The following is a 16,846-nucleotide window of genomic DNA, read 5'->3' on the forward strand; positions in this document are numbered from 1 at the left end:
CTATGATAGAGCTGTTGTTTCTGTTGTTACCGATTGCAGCCGGTTATGGCTGGTATATGGGCAACAGAAATGCTCGACATCAACGCCAGGACAAATCGCACCACCTTTCACGGCAATATGTTGCGGGTTTGAACCTACTTCTCTCTGATCAATCAGATAAAGCTGTCGACCTTTTTATCGACCTGCTTCAGGTCGATAACGATACCATCGATACCCACCTCGCGCTTGGTAACTTATTTCGGTCAAGAGGAGAGGTTGATCGTGCGATTCGTATTCATCAAAACCTCATTGCGCGCCCTAACCTGACCTTAGATCAAAGAAATTTGTCACTTCAACAACTTGCCAAAGATTACATGGTCGCAGGCTTTTTCGACCGCGCTGAAAAAATCTTTGAGCAGCTGACTGATGAGCCTGACTATAAAACTTTTGCGCTTGAGCAACTTCTGGCTATTTATCAACAAACCCGGGAGTGGGATAAAGCAATACCCGTCGCATCAAAACTCGTTAAGGGAGGTAAATCGTCTCTTAAAAACGATATTGCGCACTTTTATTGTGAGCTTGCGATGCAGTCAATGGCGGAGGAGGACGTCAAGTCAGCCCGACAATATCTAAAAAAAGCGCTAGCAACAGACAAGGCCTGCGTTCGTGCTTCGCTCATGTTGGCGAAAATGGATATAGAGATTGAGGAGTATCGCTTTGCGGTCAAAGCTCTAGAGAATGTTTTGGACCAAGATCCTGACTTCGTCAGCGAAGCACTCCCTATTTTGGCGAAGTGTTATGAACAGGATGAAAATGACATTGCTTTGGTTCGCTTTTTAAAAGAGTGCTTAGACAGAAAATCTGGTGTATCTGCTGAATTAATGATGGCCGACGTAATTAAGATGAGTGAGAGCACTGCAATGGCGCAGTCGTTTCTTACTCGTCAGCTCACTCGCAATCCGACAATGAAAGGTTTCCATAAGTTAATGGAGCTGCATGTCGAGGAGGCAGAAGAGGGGCGTGCTAAAACCAGCCTGAATACATTAAAAGAGCTGGTTGCTGAGCAATTAAAAATAAAGCCGCATTATCGTTGTCGAAAATGCGGCTTTTCCACCCACTCGCTTTACTGGCATTGCCCGTCATGTAAGGGGTGGGGATCGATAAAACCTATCCGTGGGCTAGATGGAGAGTAAAATGCAGGACCCAAAAGTTATAGTGGCATTAGATTACCCGAGTGTTGATCAGGCGCTGGCATTTGTAGATAGAATTGAGCCAGGTACGTGCCGCCTAAAAGTGGGTAAAGAGATGTTTACCTTGTTTGGTCCTGAATATGTTCGTCAGTTACATTCGCGTGGACACTCGGTTTTTCTTGACTTGAAATTTCATGATATCCCGAACACTTGCGCGCGTGCTGTCGCTGCCGCTGCAGAATTAGGTGTGTGGATGGTCAATGTTCACGCAAGCGGCGGTGAACGTATGATGGTGGCCGCGCGAGAGGCGTTGAATTCATATGGTGACGATAAGCCTCTGCTGATTGGTGTCACCGTGTTAACAAGTATGGAAGAATCTGACTTGGCGGGTGTTGGAATACAAAAAGCACCGCAAGATCACGTTGTGTCCCTGGCGGCCTTAACCAAAAATAGCGGTCTAGATGGTGTAGTTTGCTCGGCACACGAATCCAGCTTATTAAAAGAAGAACTGGGTCAGTCGTTTAAACTGGTTACACCGGGTATTCGCCCAGAAGGTTCAGATGCGGGTGACCAGCGCCGAATTATGACGCCGGAACAAGCGGTCTCAGCGGGCTCTGACTATTTGGTCATCGGCCGCCCAATTACTAAGGCTGAGGATCCTGCTGCTGTACTTGCGCAAATTAATGCGTCATTGAACTAAACGCTGAGATACTGACGTTTTTATTGAAATGCTGCCCAGTGGCAGCATTCTTTGTATCAATTATGCGGTATATCGTGCTTTTCTATCGAGAGAAGGCGCTGAGAAATGACTGTCTAAAAGCCGTTGTGTCAGAGGGTGCTCGGGGGCGGTAAAGATTTGCCCGGCCCGTCCAGTTTCGACGATAGTCCCTTCTTGCATCACCATCACATGGTCAGCAATGTGTTTTACGACTCCCATATGCTGAGACACGTAAATGTAAGAAAGAGCCATCTTTTCCTGAAGCTCCAGAAGCAAATTGATGATCTGAGAGCGCACAGACATATCAAGGCCTGTTAAGGCTTCATCTGCAACTATGACACTCGGTTGTAAAATAAGTGCGCGAGCGAGTGATACACGCTGTTTTTGACCTGTTGCAAGCATCTGAGGGTAAAAATAAGCATGCTCTGGCAACAACCCAACTTCCCGAAGTGTGCTTTTAATTCTTCTTTCTCTCTCACTCCCCGTCATATTGGTGTTTCTTTCCAAAGGGCTGTTAAGGATTTGTCCAACCTGTAGCCGAGGATTCAAAGAGGTATTCGGGTCTTGAAAGATCATTCGGATAAGCTTACAACGATTACTGAAATCGTGAGGTTTTAAGCGTTCACCGTTTACTCTAATAACCCCCGCTGTCGGCTCCACGACGCCGGCCAACATTTTCGCAAGTGTGGATTTTCCTGAGCCGTTTTCGCCGATTAATGCGAGCGTTTCTCCAGCTTCGAGTGAGAACGAAACGGGCTGTACCGCCTCAATCACTCTTTTAGTAAACAGCCCTGTTCTGTACTGGTAATGTTTGGTGAGACCATCGACTTCAAGCAGTGCGGTCATGTCTGATGTTCTCCATGTTTAGCGGGAAATGGCAGGCAAACTTATGGTTTTTGATTTTCTTGGAGTTTGGCACTTCTACGCATTTTCGTTGTGCGTAGGGGCATCTCGGCCCTAAGCGACAACCAATAGGTAGGTGCTGAAGCGGCGGTGTTGTTCCGGGTAAGGTTTCCAACCTTGATTTGTGCGGAATGTCTTTGCTGAAATCCGGCATCGCACGTAAGAGCGCATCGGTATAAGGATGATGTGGCGTCGTAAGGATTTGCTTGCGACTCCCTGATTCTACTGACTGACCACAGTACATCACAGTTATACGATCCGCCCATTGAGTGACGGTCGTTAAATCGTGACTGATGAGCAAGATTGTGGTGTTCGATAACTGATTTGTTCGACTAAGTAGCCTGAAAATTTGCGCCTGAGTGATGGGGTCAAGATCGTTTGTCGGTTCATCAGCAATGAGCAGACGTGGACGATTAGCAATGGCCATTGCAATCATCACCTTCTGACATTCTCCGTCGGTGAGTTCATAGGGGTAACTGCGCATTATTCGTTTGTGGTCTTTGATACCCACTTTGTGAAGCAAAGCAATAGAATGCTTACGCCGCCATGCTAATCGTTGCCACCAGTTGCCAGAAAACGCGTCGGAAGGAATCGCTTCTTCTAGCTGGTATCCCACATTTTCTGAGGGGTCAAGGCAAGTGGATGGCTCTTGAAAAACCATCGCAATTTCTTTACCGATAATATGGCGACGTTCTTTGATCGGAGTCGAGAGCAAGTCAATATTGCCAAGCCGTAATCGATCTGCAGTAACTCGCCAGCCGTCTTTTGTCACACCACAAATGGCCTTGGCAACCAGACTCTTACCTGAGCCTGACTCTCCAACAAGCCCGCGGATTTCACCTTCCTTTATGGTAAGGCTCATGCGATCAACGGCTTTTACCATGCCTTGCGGTGTTTCGATCTCTATGGTCAGATTTCTGATGTCTAATAATGGCATTACTCTGTCCCCGCATTGATAGCCTGACTTAGCCCATCGCCGACAAGATTTACGACCAATACGCTGAACATAATACAAAGGCCTGGCAAGTGAACGGTCCAAGACGCAGTGTATATAAGCTCAATAGAGTCTCGCAGCATAGCTCCCCACTCGGGAGATGGTGCCTGAGCACCAAGTTCTAAAAAGCCCATTGCTGCGATATCAAGAATGGCAACTGAAAGTGCTCGGGTAAACTCAGTCGATAATACTACTAATATGTTGGGCAAGATGGAGGTTTTCAAGAGGTAGAACCCTGACGCCCCATCAAGTTGCGCTGCAAGAATATATTCCTTTTTTACTTCATCATGCACGGCAGTATAAACGGCACGAATAAAGCGAGGGATCAATGCCAGCCAGACTGCAATCAGAATATTCAGTTCTCCCGGGCCGAGAAACGCAACAACGATAATAGCCAGAAGCAATGACGGGATGGATAGAATGGTATCCAGAAGGTGGTTGAGAAAGCTCGATTTAAGGCCTGATGTCATTCCTGCTAGCACACCGACTGCGATGCCTAGTACTCCAGCGGCAAGAGTGACCAAAATTGCGTAGCCAAAGGTAAGTTGGCTGCCCGCGACAAGGCGTGAAAGGATGTCTCTTGTGAGGTCATCGGTTCCGAGGAAGTAGTCGACTCTACCCGCCAAATCCCACGAAGGCGGTAATAGCAGCTCGCCTGTTTGGTATTGTGGGTCATAGGGGCTAAGCCACGGCGCGAAAATAGTAATAAGCACTAAGATACACAGGCACCAGAAGCCAAACATCGCTAGCGTGTTTTCCCTGAAATCAGCCCAAGAACGCTGAAGGTGAGTAGGGAACTTCTGCTCTAAGTAAACACTATTTGAGGGCATACCATTCCTTCCTTACCAGAGGGTTAATGATTGCGCTGGCAAGATCTGAAAATATGTTTGCAAGAAGGACAATTGAACCAACGGTCAATACGCCGGCCTGCACCGCGACGTAATCTTGCTGGCTTAATGCTGCCAGTAACCAACTGCCGATTCCTGGCCAATCAAAAATATATTCAGTAATAATTGCAAAGGTCATCATGGTAGAAATTTGCATACCAAACTTCGGGATGATGGGCGGCAATGCATTTTTCATTACGTGGCGTGTCACGATTTCCAGTTTTGAAAGCCCTTTGGTCGCGGCTGCCTTGATGTAATTTTGATTCATTACATCACTCACGGAGTCTCGAAGCAGCTTGATGACTTCTGTTGTTGGAGCGACAGCCAATACAGCGGTAGGCATGATGAGATGGCGAATGATATCGCGGAGAGCTTCATCACGCTGTGGATGCTCTGAGAGCAGAATATCAACTAATGCAAAACCTGATACTTCTGGAATCTCAAACAGCAGGTTGTACCTGCCGGACACTGGCAGCCAATTTGCCGATAAGGAGAGAAGAGTAATCATCAGTATTGCCATCCAGAAGATAGGCATTGAGAAAGTTAACAACGTCGCTGACGAGATAACGACATCGGTATAGCTTCCACGACGCAAGCCAGCCAGCGTGCCAAGTGGGATACCAATCAATAAGGCAATGGAGAAGGCAAGAAAACAAAGTTCTAATGTGGCAGGAATAACTTGTCCTAACGCTGTTGTTACAGGCTCGCCATTTCGGTCGATCCCTAAATCTCCGGCCATGAGGTGGCGTAAGTATTGAAACCATCCCGACCAAAAATCGTCATTGAGCCAGGTATGACTGGGGTCGATACGCAAGATGCTGAAACTGATCAAACTTAAAATGAGCAGAGTGATAATGAAAAGGTTGAGTCGCCTGATTGTATAAATCAGCATAAATCAGCGACCTCCGCGGGACACATTGGCAAAGGAGTTGTCTCCATACGGGGTGAGCGAAAAGCCTTTTAGATCAGCCTGCCTGGCTTGAAAATAAACGCCATGTGCAAGAGGTATGACCGGGAGTCTGTCTCTGAGTATCTGTTGGGCTTTGAAGTAGTCCGTTTTTCGTTCTGCGATATCCGAAGTAGATATCGCGGCATCGAGAAAACGATCAAAATAGCGGTTACACCAATTCGACATATTCCAACCTGTGAACTTCGCGTTGCAGGAAAGCAAAGGGCGTAAGAAGTTATCGGGGTCGCCGTTATCCGCTATCCAACCCGTAAGCACCATGTCATGCCCAGCAGGATCGTCCCGCAGTGACTGACGGTTAATTTCTTCTTGAGAGACGATATTGACTTTGACACCTATCTCTTTGAGATCAGCCTGTATGAGTTCCGCGGTTTTTCTCGGACTCGGGTTGTAGGGCTTTGCTAGTGTTGGGACCAGCAAATTGACCTCAAAGCCATTTCGATAACCCCCTTTGGCCATCAATGCCATTGCTAGTTGTGGGTCATAAGGCGTTTTGGCTGTGGTGTCATACGCCCAAGACATAGGAGGAAGCATACCTGTTGCGGCATTCCCCGTACCATAATAAACCGACTTGAGTAGAGCACTACGGTTGATGGCGTAATTGATCGCTTGCCGGACTTCGAGCTCTGACAACGCGGGGTGACGAGTATTTAGCGCAAGAAAGGCTACGTTCATTCCGGTTTGAGAAGACAGCACAAATTTTTTGTCACCCTCAATCACACTCAGCTGACTGGCGATCGGTGCAGACAGCACATCGCATTCATGCGTGATTAATTTGGCTAATCTACCTGTACCGCGCGACGAAATGTCAAATACGACTTGCTCCATCGGCGCGGCACCGTTCCAATAATCCCAGTGACGTTTTAGACGAATAAGCTCATTGGGTTTGTATTGTTCAAGATAAAATGGCCCGGTACCAACAGGGTAATGGTCTATTCGATCCTGTTGGTTATTCTTTACTAAAAGTGTCGCGTATTCGGCAGAATGAATGACGGCATAGGGGGTTGATAAGGTAGCGAGAAACGACACGTCCGGCCGGCTAAGCGTGAAAGCAACTGTATATTTATCAACAGCGTCAACGCTTTCAACAAGCCCTGAAAAATCGAGACTGTTGAACCATGGGTATTGTCCACCCGAAATACCAGAGTAAGCATTTTCGGGGTCGATGAGACGACGAAAACTGAACACAACATCTTCTGATGTCATCTCTCGTGTTGGGCTAAACCACGCCGTTGTGTGGAAGTGAACATTTTGACGAAGCTTGAACACATAACGTTTGCCATCTTCACTGACTGTCCAAGCTTTTGCCAGCATAGACACAGGTTTGTGGCTGTCAGGATCAAGCTGAAGCAAGCGGTCAAATAATTGATTTGATAAAACTTCAGCCGTCAACCCGCCGTCGGTGAGTTGTGGGTTAAAGGTGTTCGGTTGCCCCTGACCACAATAAACAAAACCACGGTTATTAATGAGAGTACGGTCTTCTGGGTCTTCGCAGGCATTGAGCGTCAAAAGGAAAACGCTCGCCATGACTAAGCGGATGATCACACGCATAAATAAGACAAATTTGCCATCATTGTAAGATGCATAATTTACCACTGAACGGACATGCCTACCAAGCCGAGATGGTGAATATACCTATAAAAACCAAGGAAAAAGACATCCATCGGTCGTAATTCATCCACTATTCGCTTTTTTCGTCACTTGCTAGGCTGTGTTTTTTCAGTAGTCCCCTAATCTGATGGTAGCTCAGACCTAGTAATTCTGCGGCCCGTCGCTGGTTGAATTTTGCTTCATCCAACGCTTTTATTACCACGTCTTTCTCTATGTCGTTTTGCCATTGCCGTAAATCAAATGGTAACGAAATATCGCGATTCATTGTGTGAGGGCCATGTTTGACATCACTGTCAGTCGAACTCTGCTCGTGCCATGGCGCGGTGAAAGGATCGAGATAGAGATCATCAATTGGTGCGTTTTCACCATCTTTTCGGTATACAGCGCGTTCAACAACATTCTTCAATTCCCGAATGTTTCCCGGCCAGCGGTAGTCAAGAAGCGTCTCTTTAGCCTCACGTGTAAACCCTGCGAAGTAACCGTATTCTAGCTCTCGACACATTTTCACAGCAAAGTTTTCAGCCAGAAGGAGTATGTCTTCTCTGCGTTCTCTTAATGGAGGGAGGTGGATAACGTCAAATGCCAGCCTATCAAGCAAGTCAGCACGAAACTTTCCATCTTCAACCATCTCTGGGAGATTTTCATTTGTGGCACATACAAGCCTGACGTCGGCGGAAAGTGGCTTAGAACCACCCACACGTTCATATTCACCGTATTCAATGACTCGCAGCAGCTTTTCCTGCACGCCGAGCGGTGTGGTGCCGAGCTCGTCGAGGAATAGAGTACCATTTTCAGCTCTCTCGAATCGACCGCTGTGCTTTCCTTTCGCGCCACTGAATGAGCCAGCTTCGTGTCCAAAGAGCTCTGAGTCGATTAACCCATCGCTGAGCGCTGCGCAGTTGAGTGAAACCAGTGGCGCATCCCAACGGCGAGAAAGATAATGTACCCGCTGTGCAATTAACTCTTTCCCTGTTCCCCGCTCTCCAATCACGAGCACTGGGCGGTTTAAAGGTGCCACTCTGGAAACATGATCGAGTACCGATAAAAAGTGGTCGGACTCACCGATAAGCGCATCAGTTTTTTCCATGGTTAAATTTACCAACTGTTAGTTTATTTCATCATACCTGTTTTGAGAGTAAATGCATGGATTCACTTAACATATTGAAAAATAAAGATATAAAAAGTTGGCACGCAGTTTGATATGTACAAGGTAATCTGATAGACAGACGATAATAAATGCAACGCACTCATAGAGTTAGATGACTAGAAGAAGGAGCTACACATGGGGATTTTTTCTCGATTTGCCGACATTGTAAATGCTAATGTCAACGCCTTGCTAGATAAAGCTGAAGACCCAAAAAAAATGGTGCGCCTGATTATTCAGGAAATGGAAGACACCTTGGTGGAAGTAAGAACGTCTTCTGCTCGCGCTTTGGCTGACAAAAAAGAACTGGCCAGAAAAATTGAAAGTGTTGAAAATCAGATGAACGACTGGCAGGAAAAAGCGACGCTTGCTCTGCAAAAAGAAGCGCGAAGATCTGGCCAGAGCCGCATTGATTGAAAAACAAAAGGTGCACGATGTTTTGTTGGCACTGAAAGAGGAATACAATCTTGTTGAAGAAACAATCAGCAAGTTATCAAATGAAATTGCCGAGCTGGAAACCAAACTGACAGAAACACGCGCTCGTCAGCAAGCGTTGGTTATCCGCCGTGAAGCAGCAGGAAACCGTCGCGATGTACGCCGTCAGCTTGATACGCGTAAAACAGATGAAGCACTTGCGAAGTTCGAGCATTATGAGCGTCGTATTGATGAGCTGGAAGCTGAGGCTGATAGCTACAGTTTAGGCCAAGGAAAAACGCTCGAGAATGAATTTGCTGACTTGCAGGCGCAAGACGACATTGAGAAAGAGCTGGAAAAAATGAAATCAGAACTCAAGGATAAAGACTAAGCCAGCTCATCACCCCGGACATATTTAAGGAGAAGATATGACATCGTTCTTTCTCATGATACCAATGGCAGCTTTTGTGGTATTCGTTTTACCGGTTTGGCTGGTACTTCACTACAAAAGCAAACGTCAGGTGGGGCAGGGGCTGAGTAACGAAGAGTTTGATACTCTTCACTCACTGACCAAAAAGGCAGAAGCACTGCAAACCAGAATTCATTCTCTGGAACGTATTCTGGATGTAGAGGCACCGGAATGGAGGGAGCGCCGATGAGTCGAACTCTTTATCGCGACACTGCTAACGGAAAACTGGGTGGTGTCTGTGCAGGTATGGCTGACTACTTCGGGATGGAAGTCTGGTTAGTGAGGGTTCTCACCATATCGGCGTTTCTGCTTGGATTTGGCGCGCTGATTTTGGTTCTCTATGTGGCAATGGTATTGATTTTGGACCCGATGCCTCAAGATCAGCATCAGAAAGCAAAACAGCATAGAGAGCACAATATCAAACAGAAGGCCTGGCAGTCTGGCAAGTCACCGAGAAGTCTTCTTTCAAACATCGAGCGAGAGCTCGAAGACATCGAAGATGCAATTGAAAGAATGGAAGCTTGCGTAACTTCAAAAGAGTTTGAGCTGAAACGCCAGTTCAGTAAGCTTTGATTACGACATCAAAAAGGCCTCCATTACCCGGTAATGGAGGCTTTATTTTTGCGGGGTGATTTCCATTTATGGATCGCGTAGAAAAAGTAAAGAATAAAGTAAATAGACTTGTTAATCGTGGCCTCGATAGAAATGTGCGTCTTGCTGTAACAGGCCTTTCGCGTGCAGGTAAAACAGCATTTATTACATCACTAATTAATCAGTTGTTGCACAGTGGAACCAACCCAAGACTGCCTCTTTTCTCGGCTGCAAGAAATGGTCAACTGTTGGGGGCCAGACGTGTACCACAAAGCCAACTTCATATTCCTGCTTTTGATTATGAGCAGGGTATTCACTCTCTGCGGTCGACACCGCCCGCTTGGCCTTCACCTACGCGTGATGTCAGTGAAATCCGGCTTGAGCTGCGTTTTAAACAACAGCGTGGCCCCCTAAAATTTGTCCGTGAAACGTCAACGCTATATCTGGATATCGTCGATTATCCGGGTGAGTGGCTGTTAGACCTGCCGCTACTGTCGATGAGCTTTGTAGAATGGTCGATGAAACAGCAAGGGGCACTCACAGGTCGCCGAAAAGAGCTGGCGCAGGAGTGGATTGCGGCTTTGCAAGGGCTGGATCTGTTGGCTGAGGCTGATGAAAAGCAGATCAGGCATATTTCGAAGCTCTACACCGATTACCTTCACAAATGTAAAGATGAAGCTGGCCTTCACTGGGTGCAGCCAGGCCGCTTTGTGTTGCCGGGTGAATATGCAGGTGCACCTGTTATCGAGTTTTTCCCGCTGGTGGACGTTGATTTTAACGAGCACGCATTAAACGGAGCCAGTGAAAACAGCCTTTTTGCGGTGTTGAAAAAGCGCTACGACTATTACTGCCAACACGTAGTGAAGGGGTTTTATAAAGAGCATTTTTCTCAGGTTGATCGGCAGATTGTGCTGGTGGATACCTTGCAGCCGCTGAATGCTGGGCCTGAATCGTTTAACGATATGAGGCAGGCGATTGAGCAATTGATGCAGAGTTTTCGTTATGGCAAAACGGGTATCATCAAACGCTTGTTTTCTCCACGAATCGATAAAATCTTATTCGCGGCGACAAAAGCGGATCATGTGACTCCCGATCAGCACCCGAATCTGGTGTCGCTGCTCCAGCAACTCATACACGAGGCTTGGCAGAGTGCTGCTTTTGAGGGGATTGATATGGAGTGTGTCAGTCTTTCATCGATTCAGGCGACTGAACCGGGGAATGTCGACCACCGAGGCCAAACATTGCCTGCATTGCGTGGCACACTCGAATCTGGCGACTCAATGCTGATGTACCGGGTGAAGTCCCATCTCGTTTACCAGGGGAGTCGTTCTGGAAAGAGCAGGGGTTTGACTTCAGGCAATTCAGGCCCATGCCAAGTGAGGCTGATGAACCTTTGCCGCATATTCGGGTTGATAAAGCGCTGGAGTATTTGCTGGGAGATAAGTTGAAATGACAGAAATAAAGAAAGCTATCGTCTTTGACGATCCTCAGTCACCAGATGAGAATGCCAACCCAGAGTTAACGGCGCAAATGCAGTTTGCAGAAAGCACAAGCTTTACGGCACCTGCGACAACTGATGAACAGTCACTGGACAGAGACGTTGAAAATGCATTTGTACCTGCCAAAAAGAGACGTTGGGGACTGATAAGCTTATTGGTCGCGGGTGTTGGTTTAGTTGGATGGCAAACTGTTGATCATGTTTTTTCAGCGTGGCAAAGCGGTGACTGGCTCTCTCTCGGTTGGAGTGGGTTTATTGCAGGTATTGCTGCCATGGGGGCTGGTGCTCTGGGCCGAGAATGGTTTGCATTAAGAAAGCTAAGACAGCGCCAAGATGTTCGAGAAACGGTGCAGGGCATAATTGATGTCGACGGCATAGGCAAAGCTAAGCCCCTCTGTCAGGAGCTTGCATCGTCAAGCAAAAGTTTGCTTACGCCGGGTTACGATAAGTGGAACAATGCACTGGCAGAAACACATAACGATAAAGAAGTGTTTGAACTTTATGACCATATGGTGCTGGCAGAGCAAGACAAACTTGCCAAGCAAGCTGTTACTCGATATGCGAGTGAAGCTGCCGTGATGGTCGCTGTGAGTCCCCTTGCTCTCGCTGATATGTTACTGGTTGCTTGGCGAAATTTTAAATTGTTGGAGTCAATTGCCAATATCTATGGGATTCAGCTTGGTTATTGGTCTCGTATCCGTTTGTTGAAACTGGTGCTGGCCAATATGGCTGCAGCGGGTGCATCTGAGGCGATTACTGATGTAGGAGTTGATCTGCTTTCAGTTGATTTAGCGGGTAAAGTTGCCACTCGCGCGGCGCAAGGCTTGGGGGTTGGCTTACTGACAGCAAGACTTGGATATAAAGCCATGTCATTAATGCGTCCACTTCCTTGGTTGGGTGAAGAACCCCCCAAGCTTTCTCAACTTCGCAAGCAACTTATCACGCGCTTGGTACCTGGACAAAACAAATCCTAATACGTAGCTGAACCGAATTACTTAAGTTGGGCAGCATCAATGGCTGCCCGTATCTCTCCAAAACGAACCTGTCTCATATTTGGTTATATTTTCACTTTGGTTGGTCATGAAAAAAGCGAATCGCATGGAATCGCACCAACTGGATAATGTGGATAGCAGTTTTTCCTTCTGTTGCTTGACTCTCCCTCTTTCACGGAGCAAACTTCTTCGTGCTGTCAGGAATAGTTGACACTTTTTCACAGAATAAATTGTGCGACTTTCGGCGTTTAGCCTTTTTGCTTAATTAATCAGTAACAGGACATCAAAGTGCGATTAAAGGTCTCATGTGAAGATCGTCTCGGTATGACCCGAGAGCTGCTTGATATTCTCACCCGGCGCAGTATTGATCTGCGGGGTATCGAAATCGACCAAACCGGTATTATCTATCTAAACTGTCCAGAAATTGAGTTCGATGAATTTCGTCAACTGATGTCAGAGATCCGCCTGATTCAAGGTGTTACCGATGTCAGAAAAATCCAATTTTTACCGGCAGAGCGTGAACATCGTGAGTTACGTGCACTGCTCGAAACACTGAGTGATCCAGTCTTCTCCTTAAACCTCAGTGGCACCATCGATATGGCTAACATGGCTGCTTCTCGGCTACTCGGCTCTGATGAGAAGGAGCTAATGGGGCAATCAGCCTCAGCTATCTTCCCTGATTTCAGTTTCAACCAATGGTTGGAAAAGGATAATGCAGAAAAGGTTTGCACACAGATTGTCATGTCTGGTCTCGACTTTTTGATGGAAGTAACGCCTGTTTATGTGTCTGAAGGCAAAGACGAACCCGTGTTGGTCAGTGTAGTGGTTCAGCTTAAACAGGTGTCAATGAACCATTTACCCACCACGCTTTACCGAACACCAGGTGAACATGGCTTTGATCATTTAGTCGGTCACTCAACACGATTCCGTAACCTTATTAATCAAGCCAAGAAGTTTGCGCTTCTTGACGCGCCGCTATTGATTCAGGGCGAAACAGGCACAGGCAAAGAGATGTTAGCCCGTGCGTGCCATCAACGTTCTCATCGTGCCCATGAACCCTTTATGCTTGTTAACTGCCTGTCTATGCCTGATGATGCAGCTGAAACGGAGCTTTTTGGGTGTGCGGCATCAGGGGACAGAGAAGCCAAAAAAGGGATTTTTGAACTGGGTGCAGGCGGTACGGTATTTCTCTATGAAGTGGGCGAAATGAGCGTTCACTTACAGGTAAAACTACTGCGATTTATGCAAGACGGTAAATTCCGTCGTGTCGGTGAAGAAGAAGAACTTAGCGTTGATGTTAGGGTCATTTGTTCGACGCAGAAAAATCTGTCTGAGTTGGTATCATCTGGAAAATTCCGTGAGGATCTGTATTACCGACTTAATGTGTTGATGCTGACAGTTCCGCCTTTGCGGGAGCGTCCTTCAGACATCATTCCGCTTACAGAGCTGTTCTTGAATCAATTTGCTGCGGAGTTGGGTCAGGACAGACCGATTCTCAGCAATCAACTTGCTGACTATATTTCACAGTATGCATGGCCAGGTAATGTACGACAGCTTCGCAACGTGCTTTTCCGCGCAATGACCCAAATGGACAGTGGCGTGCTTCGTGAAGAGGACATTCAGCTGCCAACAGTTGAAAATGCAAACTTCGTGACCGAAGAGACCTTGGATGGCTCGTTAGACGAAATCATGAAACGGTATGAGTCGGGTATTTTGTCGAATCTATATCGTAGCTATCCGTCTACGCGTAAGCTGGCGAAACGCCTCAATGTCTCACACACAGCTGTGGCGAATAAATTGAGAGAGTACGGAATCGGAAAAAAATAAGGTCTCACAAAGTCGCCCTGATACCCAATGTGTCAGGGCTAATTACTTTTGACTCTTTGACCAACTAACGGCTCTTGCTTTCTTTCCAGTGTGAGTAGCTGTTCGCGAATTTCCGCTCCATAATGATAATGTACTGATTGGCCGTTATTTCCTGTGATCCTGTGACACGGAATGATCAGGGGAATGGGGTTCACATTTGCAGCCATGGTAACGGCACATACTGCGTGCGAATTTCCTAAAAGTTTGGCAACATCGTGATAACTTCGGGTTTCACCGAACGGAATGTGATGAATCTGATCCCACACTTTATGTTGAAAGTCAGAACCGTCAGGCGCGAGAGGAAGATCAAATTGCTGTCTCTCTCCAGAGAGATATTCAATTAATTGTTCTCGATAGCGTGAAAGCTCATTAGGAGAATGCTCCCAGTCTAAACTTTGTTCAAAGGATGATGCACAGACAGTGTAAGCTGGCGCAAACCTGCTTCATCGGCAAGTAGGTGAATGGTTCCAATTTCTGACTTTAGCCAGTCATAAAACATAAAAATCCAACACCGGGCAGGAGGAATGTTGTCTTTAAAAATTATAAACCCTATCCCTCTGGTTCGTACAGATGAGCTGAACATCGGGACAATTTCGTTGTCTGACGTCGCAGCTATTACGGCTTACTTCCAGCAAAACCGCGTATTTCTGGAGCCTTGGGAGCCGAAAAGGAACGAGTCTTTTTTTACCTATGATGGTTGGGAGCGCCGGGTAACACAGTTAGTGGAACTCGCCCACCATAAAATGTGTTACTACTTTCTAATACGTGAAAACGGTGACCCTGATATTAAAGGGTTGATAACGTACAGTAATGTTTCCATGTACCCGTCTTTTTCTGCTGTCGTGGGTTACTCACTTGCCGAAAATGCACAGGGCAAAGGCATCATGAAGCGGTCACTTAAAGCAACCAATGACATGATGTTTGAAAGAGTCAACTTACACCGTATCTCCGCAGCTTACATGCCGCATAATATCAAGAGTCAGGCTGTTCTGGAGTCAGCAGGTTTTGAGCGTGAGGGGCTTGCTAAAAACTATTTGATGATTAATGGCAAGTGGCAGGACCATGTGTTGATGTCTATTACCAACCCTGATTGGTATAACCCCAACATAGAGTAATTTTGGCGTTAGAAAATAAAAGCCGCAATTTGCGGCTTTTATTTTTAGACCCAGTTTTGATTAATCAACGGTCAAAATACGCATAGTGTTAGTTGTTCCGACGCTGTCAACCATATCACCTTGAGTAAATATCACTCTGTCACCCTTATCTAACAGCCCCTGCGCCTTAAGAAGTTTCAAGGCTTTCGTGGCCACTTCTCGTCCAGCGCCTGTGTCACTTTCAAAGTGAACGGGCGTCACGCCACGATACAAGGCGAGACGACAAAGCGTTGATTCGTGTCGAGACATCGCAATAATTGGTTTACCCGAACTGATACGTGACATCATCAATGCAGTGCGTCCTGACTCTGTGAGTGTGATCATCGCTTTGACTTCTGACATATGGTTTGCTGCATACATCGTTGCCATTGACACTGCCTCTTCAACACGATCGAATTGCTCATTGAGCCTGTGGTTAGACACATTGATCGAAGGCATTTTTTCTGCGCCTTCACACACATTGGCCATCGCCAGTATGGTCTCTATAGGATATTCCCCAGCCGCCGTTTCAGCAGAGAGCATTACCGCATCTGTTCCGTCCAACACGGCATTAGCAACATCCATGACTTCTGCCCGGGTTGGCATCGGCGCTTTTATCATCGATTCCATCATTTGAGTTGCGGTAATTACGCAACGATTCATGGCTCGCGCGCGCCGGATGAGTTGTTTCTGAACACCAACAAGCTCCGCATCGCCAATTTCGACACCTAAGTCACCCCGGGCAACCATCACCACATCAGAATGCTCAATGATGTCATCGATGTTTTCTTCCGACGCGACTGTTTCTGCTCTTTCGACTTTGGCAACAAGCTTTGCTTTTAGGCCTGATGCCTCCGCGAGATAGCGAGCAAGCTTCATATCATCGCCATTTCTAGGGAACGAAATAGCAAGGTAATCGACTTTCAGTTTGGCAGCAGTCAGGATATCTTCGCGGTCTTTTTCAGTGAGAGCTGGTGCTGATAAACCACCGCCTTTTTTGTTAATACCTTTGTTGTTAGATAGGTAACCGCCAATGATGACCTTTGTGTGTATTCTGGGCCCGGATACCTTCTGCACTTCCAGTTGTACACGTCCATCATCAAGCAGTAAAACGTCCCCTTTGTTGACGTCCTGCGGGAGATCTTTGTAGTCCAGACCCACCACGTTTTTGTCACCTTCTCCGGCTTCGAGTTCGCTATCTAGAGCAAATTCATCGCCGACCTTAAGCATCACTTTGCCGTCCTTGAAGGTGGAAACGCGAATTTTCGGGCCTTGCAGATCACCGAGGATACCTATGTGGGTACCCATCTTCACGGCGAGCTCTCTGACTTGCTCGGCTCGTTTCATGTGATCTTCTGGTGTACCGTGCGAGAAGTTCATACGAACGACATTTGCTCCGGCTTCAATCAGTTGTTCCAGCACGCCCTCTTTGTCAGTGGCTGGGCCGAGTGTGGTGACAATTTTGGTTCTACGCATCGACTTGTTCATTG

At 46.9% G+C, this 16,846-nt stretch carries 15 protein-coding genes and 2 pseudogenes; 9 read left to right on the forward strand and 8 right to left on the reverse strand.

What is annotated here, in order from left to right:
* The first annotated feature begins 2 nt into the window (after nucleotides 1–2).
* Together lapB and pyrF are read left to right on the forward strand one after the other, a co-directional pair.
* A complete protein-coding gene (gene lapB / locus CS022_RS07825; protein WP_129121822.1) occupies nucleotides 3–1,172 on the forward strand; it encodes a lipopolysaccharide assembly protein LapB in 1,170 nt (389 codons plus the stop codon).
* A gap of 1 nt (nucleotide 1,173) precedes the next feature.
* Nucleotides 1,174–1,869, forward strand: a complete 696-nt coding sequence (gene pyrF / locus CS022_RS07830; protein ID WP_129121823.1) for an orotidine-5'-phosphate decarboxylase — start codon at nucleotides 1,174–1,176, stop codon at nucleotides 1,867–1,869.
* Nucleotides 1,870–1,929: 60 nt separating this feature from the next.
* Here pyrF and CS022_RS07835 read toward each other — a convergent pair whose 3' ends face one another.
* From CS022_RS07835 to pspF, 6 genes are all read right to left on the reverse strand, one after another.
* Nucleotides 1,930–2,733, reverse strand: coding sequence for a peptide ABC transporter ATP-binding protein (locus CS022_RS07835; RefSeq protein ID WP_129121824.1), 804 nt, complete (start codon nucleotides 2,731–2,733; stop codon nucleotides 1,930–1,932).
* Nucleotides 2,717–3,727 (reverse strand): peptide ABC transporter ATP-binding protein, encoded by a 1,011-nt coding sequence (locus tag CS022_RS07840; RefSeq protein ID WP_129121825.1) that lies wholly within the window; start codon nucleotides 3,725–3,727, stop codon nucleotides 2,717–2,719. Before CS022_RS07840 ends, CS022_RS07835 begins: the two co-directional genes overlap by 17 nt.
* The gene (sapC, locus tag CS022_RS07845) at nucleotides 3,727–4,614 is read right to left on the reverse strand and encodes a putrescine export ABC transporter permease SapC (RefSeq protein WP_129121826.1); all 888 of its coding nucleotides are present in this window, start codon (nucleotides 4,612–4,614) and stop codon (nucleotides 3,727–3,729) included. Before sapC ends, CS022_RS07840 begins: the two co-directional genes overlap by 1 nt.
* Nucleotides 4,601–5,563, reverse strand: a complete 963-nt coding sequence (locus CS022_RS07850; RefSeq protein WP_129121827.1) for an ABC transporter permease — start codon at nucleotides 5,561–5,563, stop codon at nucleotides 4,601–4,603. The genes sapC and CS022_RS07850 overlap by 14 nt, the downstream gene beginning before the upstream one ends.
* Nucleotides 5,564–5,566: 3 nt before the next feature.
* Nucleotides 5,567–7,189: an ABC transporter substrate-binding protein SapA gene (sapA, locus tag CS022_RS07855; protein ID WP_129121901.1), complete on the reverse strand. Its 1,623-nt coding sequence runs from the start codon at nucleotides 7,187–7,189 to the stop codon at nucleotides 5,567–5,569.
* 130 nt (nucleotides 7,190–7,319) lie between these two features.
* Nucleotides 7,320–8,336, reverse strand: a complete 1,017-nt coding sequence (pspF, locus tag CS022_RS07860) for a phage shock protein operon transcriptional activator (protein ID WP_129121828.1) — start codon at nucleotides 8,334–8,336, stop codon at nucleotides 7,320–7,322.
* A gap of 195 nt (nucleotides 8,337–8,531) precedes the next feature.
* On the opposite strand from pspF, the pseudogene pspA reads away from it, so the two are divergent.
* The 6 genes and pseudogenes from pspA (at nucleotide 8,532) to tyrR (ending at nucleotide 14,184) form a co-directional block, all read left to right on the forward strand.
* Nucleotides 8,532–9,198, forward strand: a pseudogene (pspA, locus tag CS022_RS07865) (phage shock protein PspA).
* 37 nt (nucleotides 9,199–9,235) lie between these two features.
* Entirely contained in the window at nucleotides 9,236–9,466 is a 231-nt protein-coding gene (gene pspB / locus CS022_RS07870; protein WP_129121829.1) for an envelope stress response membrane protein PspB, read from the forward strand.
* Nucleotides 9,463–9,849 carry an envelope stress response membrane protein PspC gene (gene pspC, locus CS022_RS07875; RefSeq protein WP_129121830.1) on the forward strand — a complete coding sequence of 129 codons (387 nt, stop codon included), beginning with the start codon at nucleotides 9,463–9,465 and terminating at the stop codon, nucleotides 9,847–9,849. The genes pspB and pspC overlap by 4 nt, the downstream gene beginning before the upstream one ends.
* A 68-nt stretch (nucleotides 9,850–9,917) precedes the next feature.
* Nucleotides 9,918–11,320 (forward strand): annotated as a pseudogene (locus tag CS022_RS07880) (YcjX family protein).
* Nucleotides 11,317–12,339, forward strand: a complete 1,023-nt coding sequence (locus CS022_RS07885; protein ID WP_129121831.1) for a YcjF family protein — start codon at nucleotides 11,317–11,319, stop codon at nucleotides 12,337–12,339. The pseudogene CS022_RS07880 and the gene CS022_RS07885 overlap by 4 nt, the downstream one beginning before the upstream one ends.
* A gap of 306 nt (nucleotides 12,340–12,645) precedes the next feature.
* The gene (tyrR, locus tag CS022_RS07890; RefSeq protein WP_129121832.1) at nucleotides 12,646–14,184 is read left to right on the forward strand and encodes a transcriptional regulator TyrR; all 1,539 of its coding nucleotides are present in this window, start codon (nucleotides 12,646–12,648) and stop codon (nucleotides 14,182–14,184) included.
* A 38-nt stretch (nucleotides 14,185–14,222) separates the two neighbouring features.
* Here the strand turns inward: tyrR and CS022_RS26115 are convergent, their stop codons facing one another.
* Nucleotides 14,223–14,489 (reverse strand): methylated-DNA--[protein]-cysteine S-methyltransferase, encoded by a 267-nt coding sequence (locus CS022_RS26115; protein ID WP_235869324.1) that lies wholly within the window; start codon nucleotides 14,487–14,489, stop codon nucleotides 14,223–14,225.
* Between the two features lie 258 nt (nucleotides 14,490–14,747).
* Between CS022_RS26115 and CS022_RS07900 the strand changes: the two genes are divergently transcribed.
* Nucleotides 14,748–15,338, forward strand: a complete 591-nt coding sequence (locus tag CS022_RS07900; RefSeq protein WP_201746238.1) for a GNAT family N-acetyltransferase — start codon at nucleotides 14,748–14,750, stop codon at nucleotides 15,336–15,338.
* A gap of 60 nt (nucleotides 15,339–15,398) precedes the next feature.
* On the opposite strand, the gene pyk is transcribed toward CS022_RS07900, so the two are convergent.
* Entirely contained in the window at nucleotides 15,399–16,844 is a 1,446-nt protein-coding gene (pyk, locus tag CS022_RS07905; RefSeq protein ID WP_129121834.1) for a pyruvate kinase, read from the reverse strand.
* Between the last annotated feature and the right edge of the window lie 2 nt (nucleotides 16,845–16,846).

This window comes from Veronia nyctiphanis (genome assembly GCF_004116385.1).
In the GTDB taxonomy this organism is placed as follows: Bacteria; Pseudomonadota; Gammaproteobacteria; order Enterobacterales; family Vibrionaceae; genus Veronia; species Veronia nyctiphanis.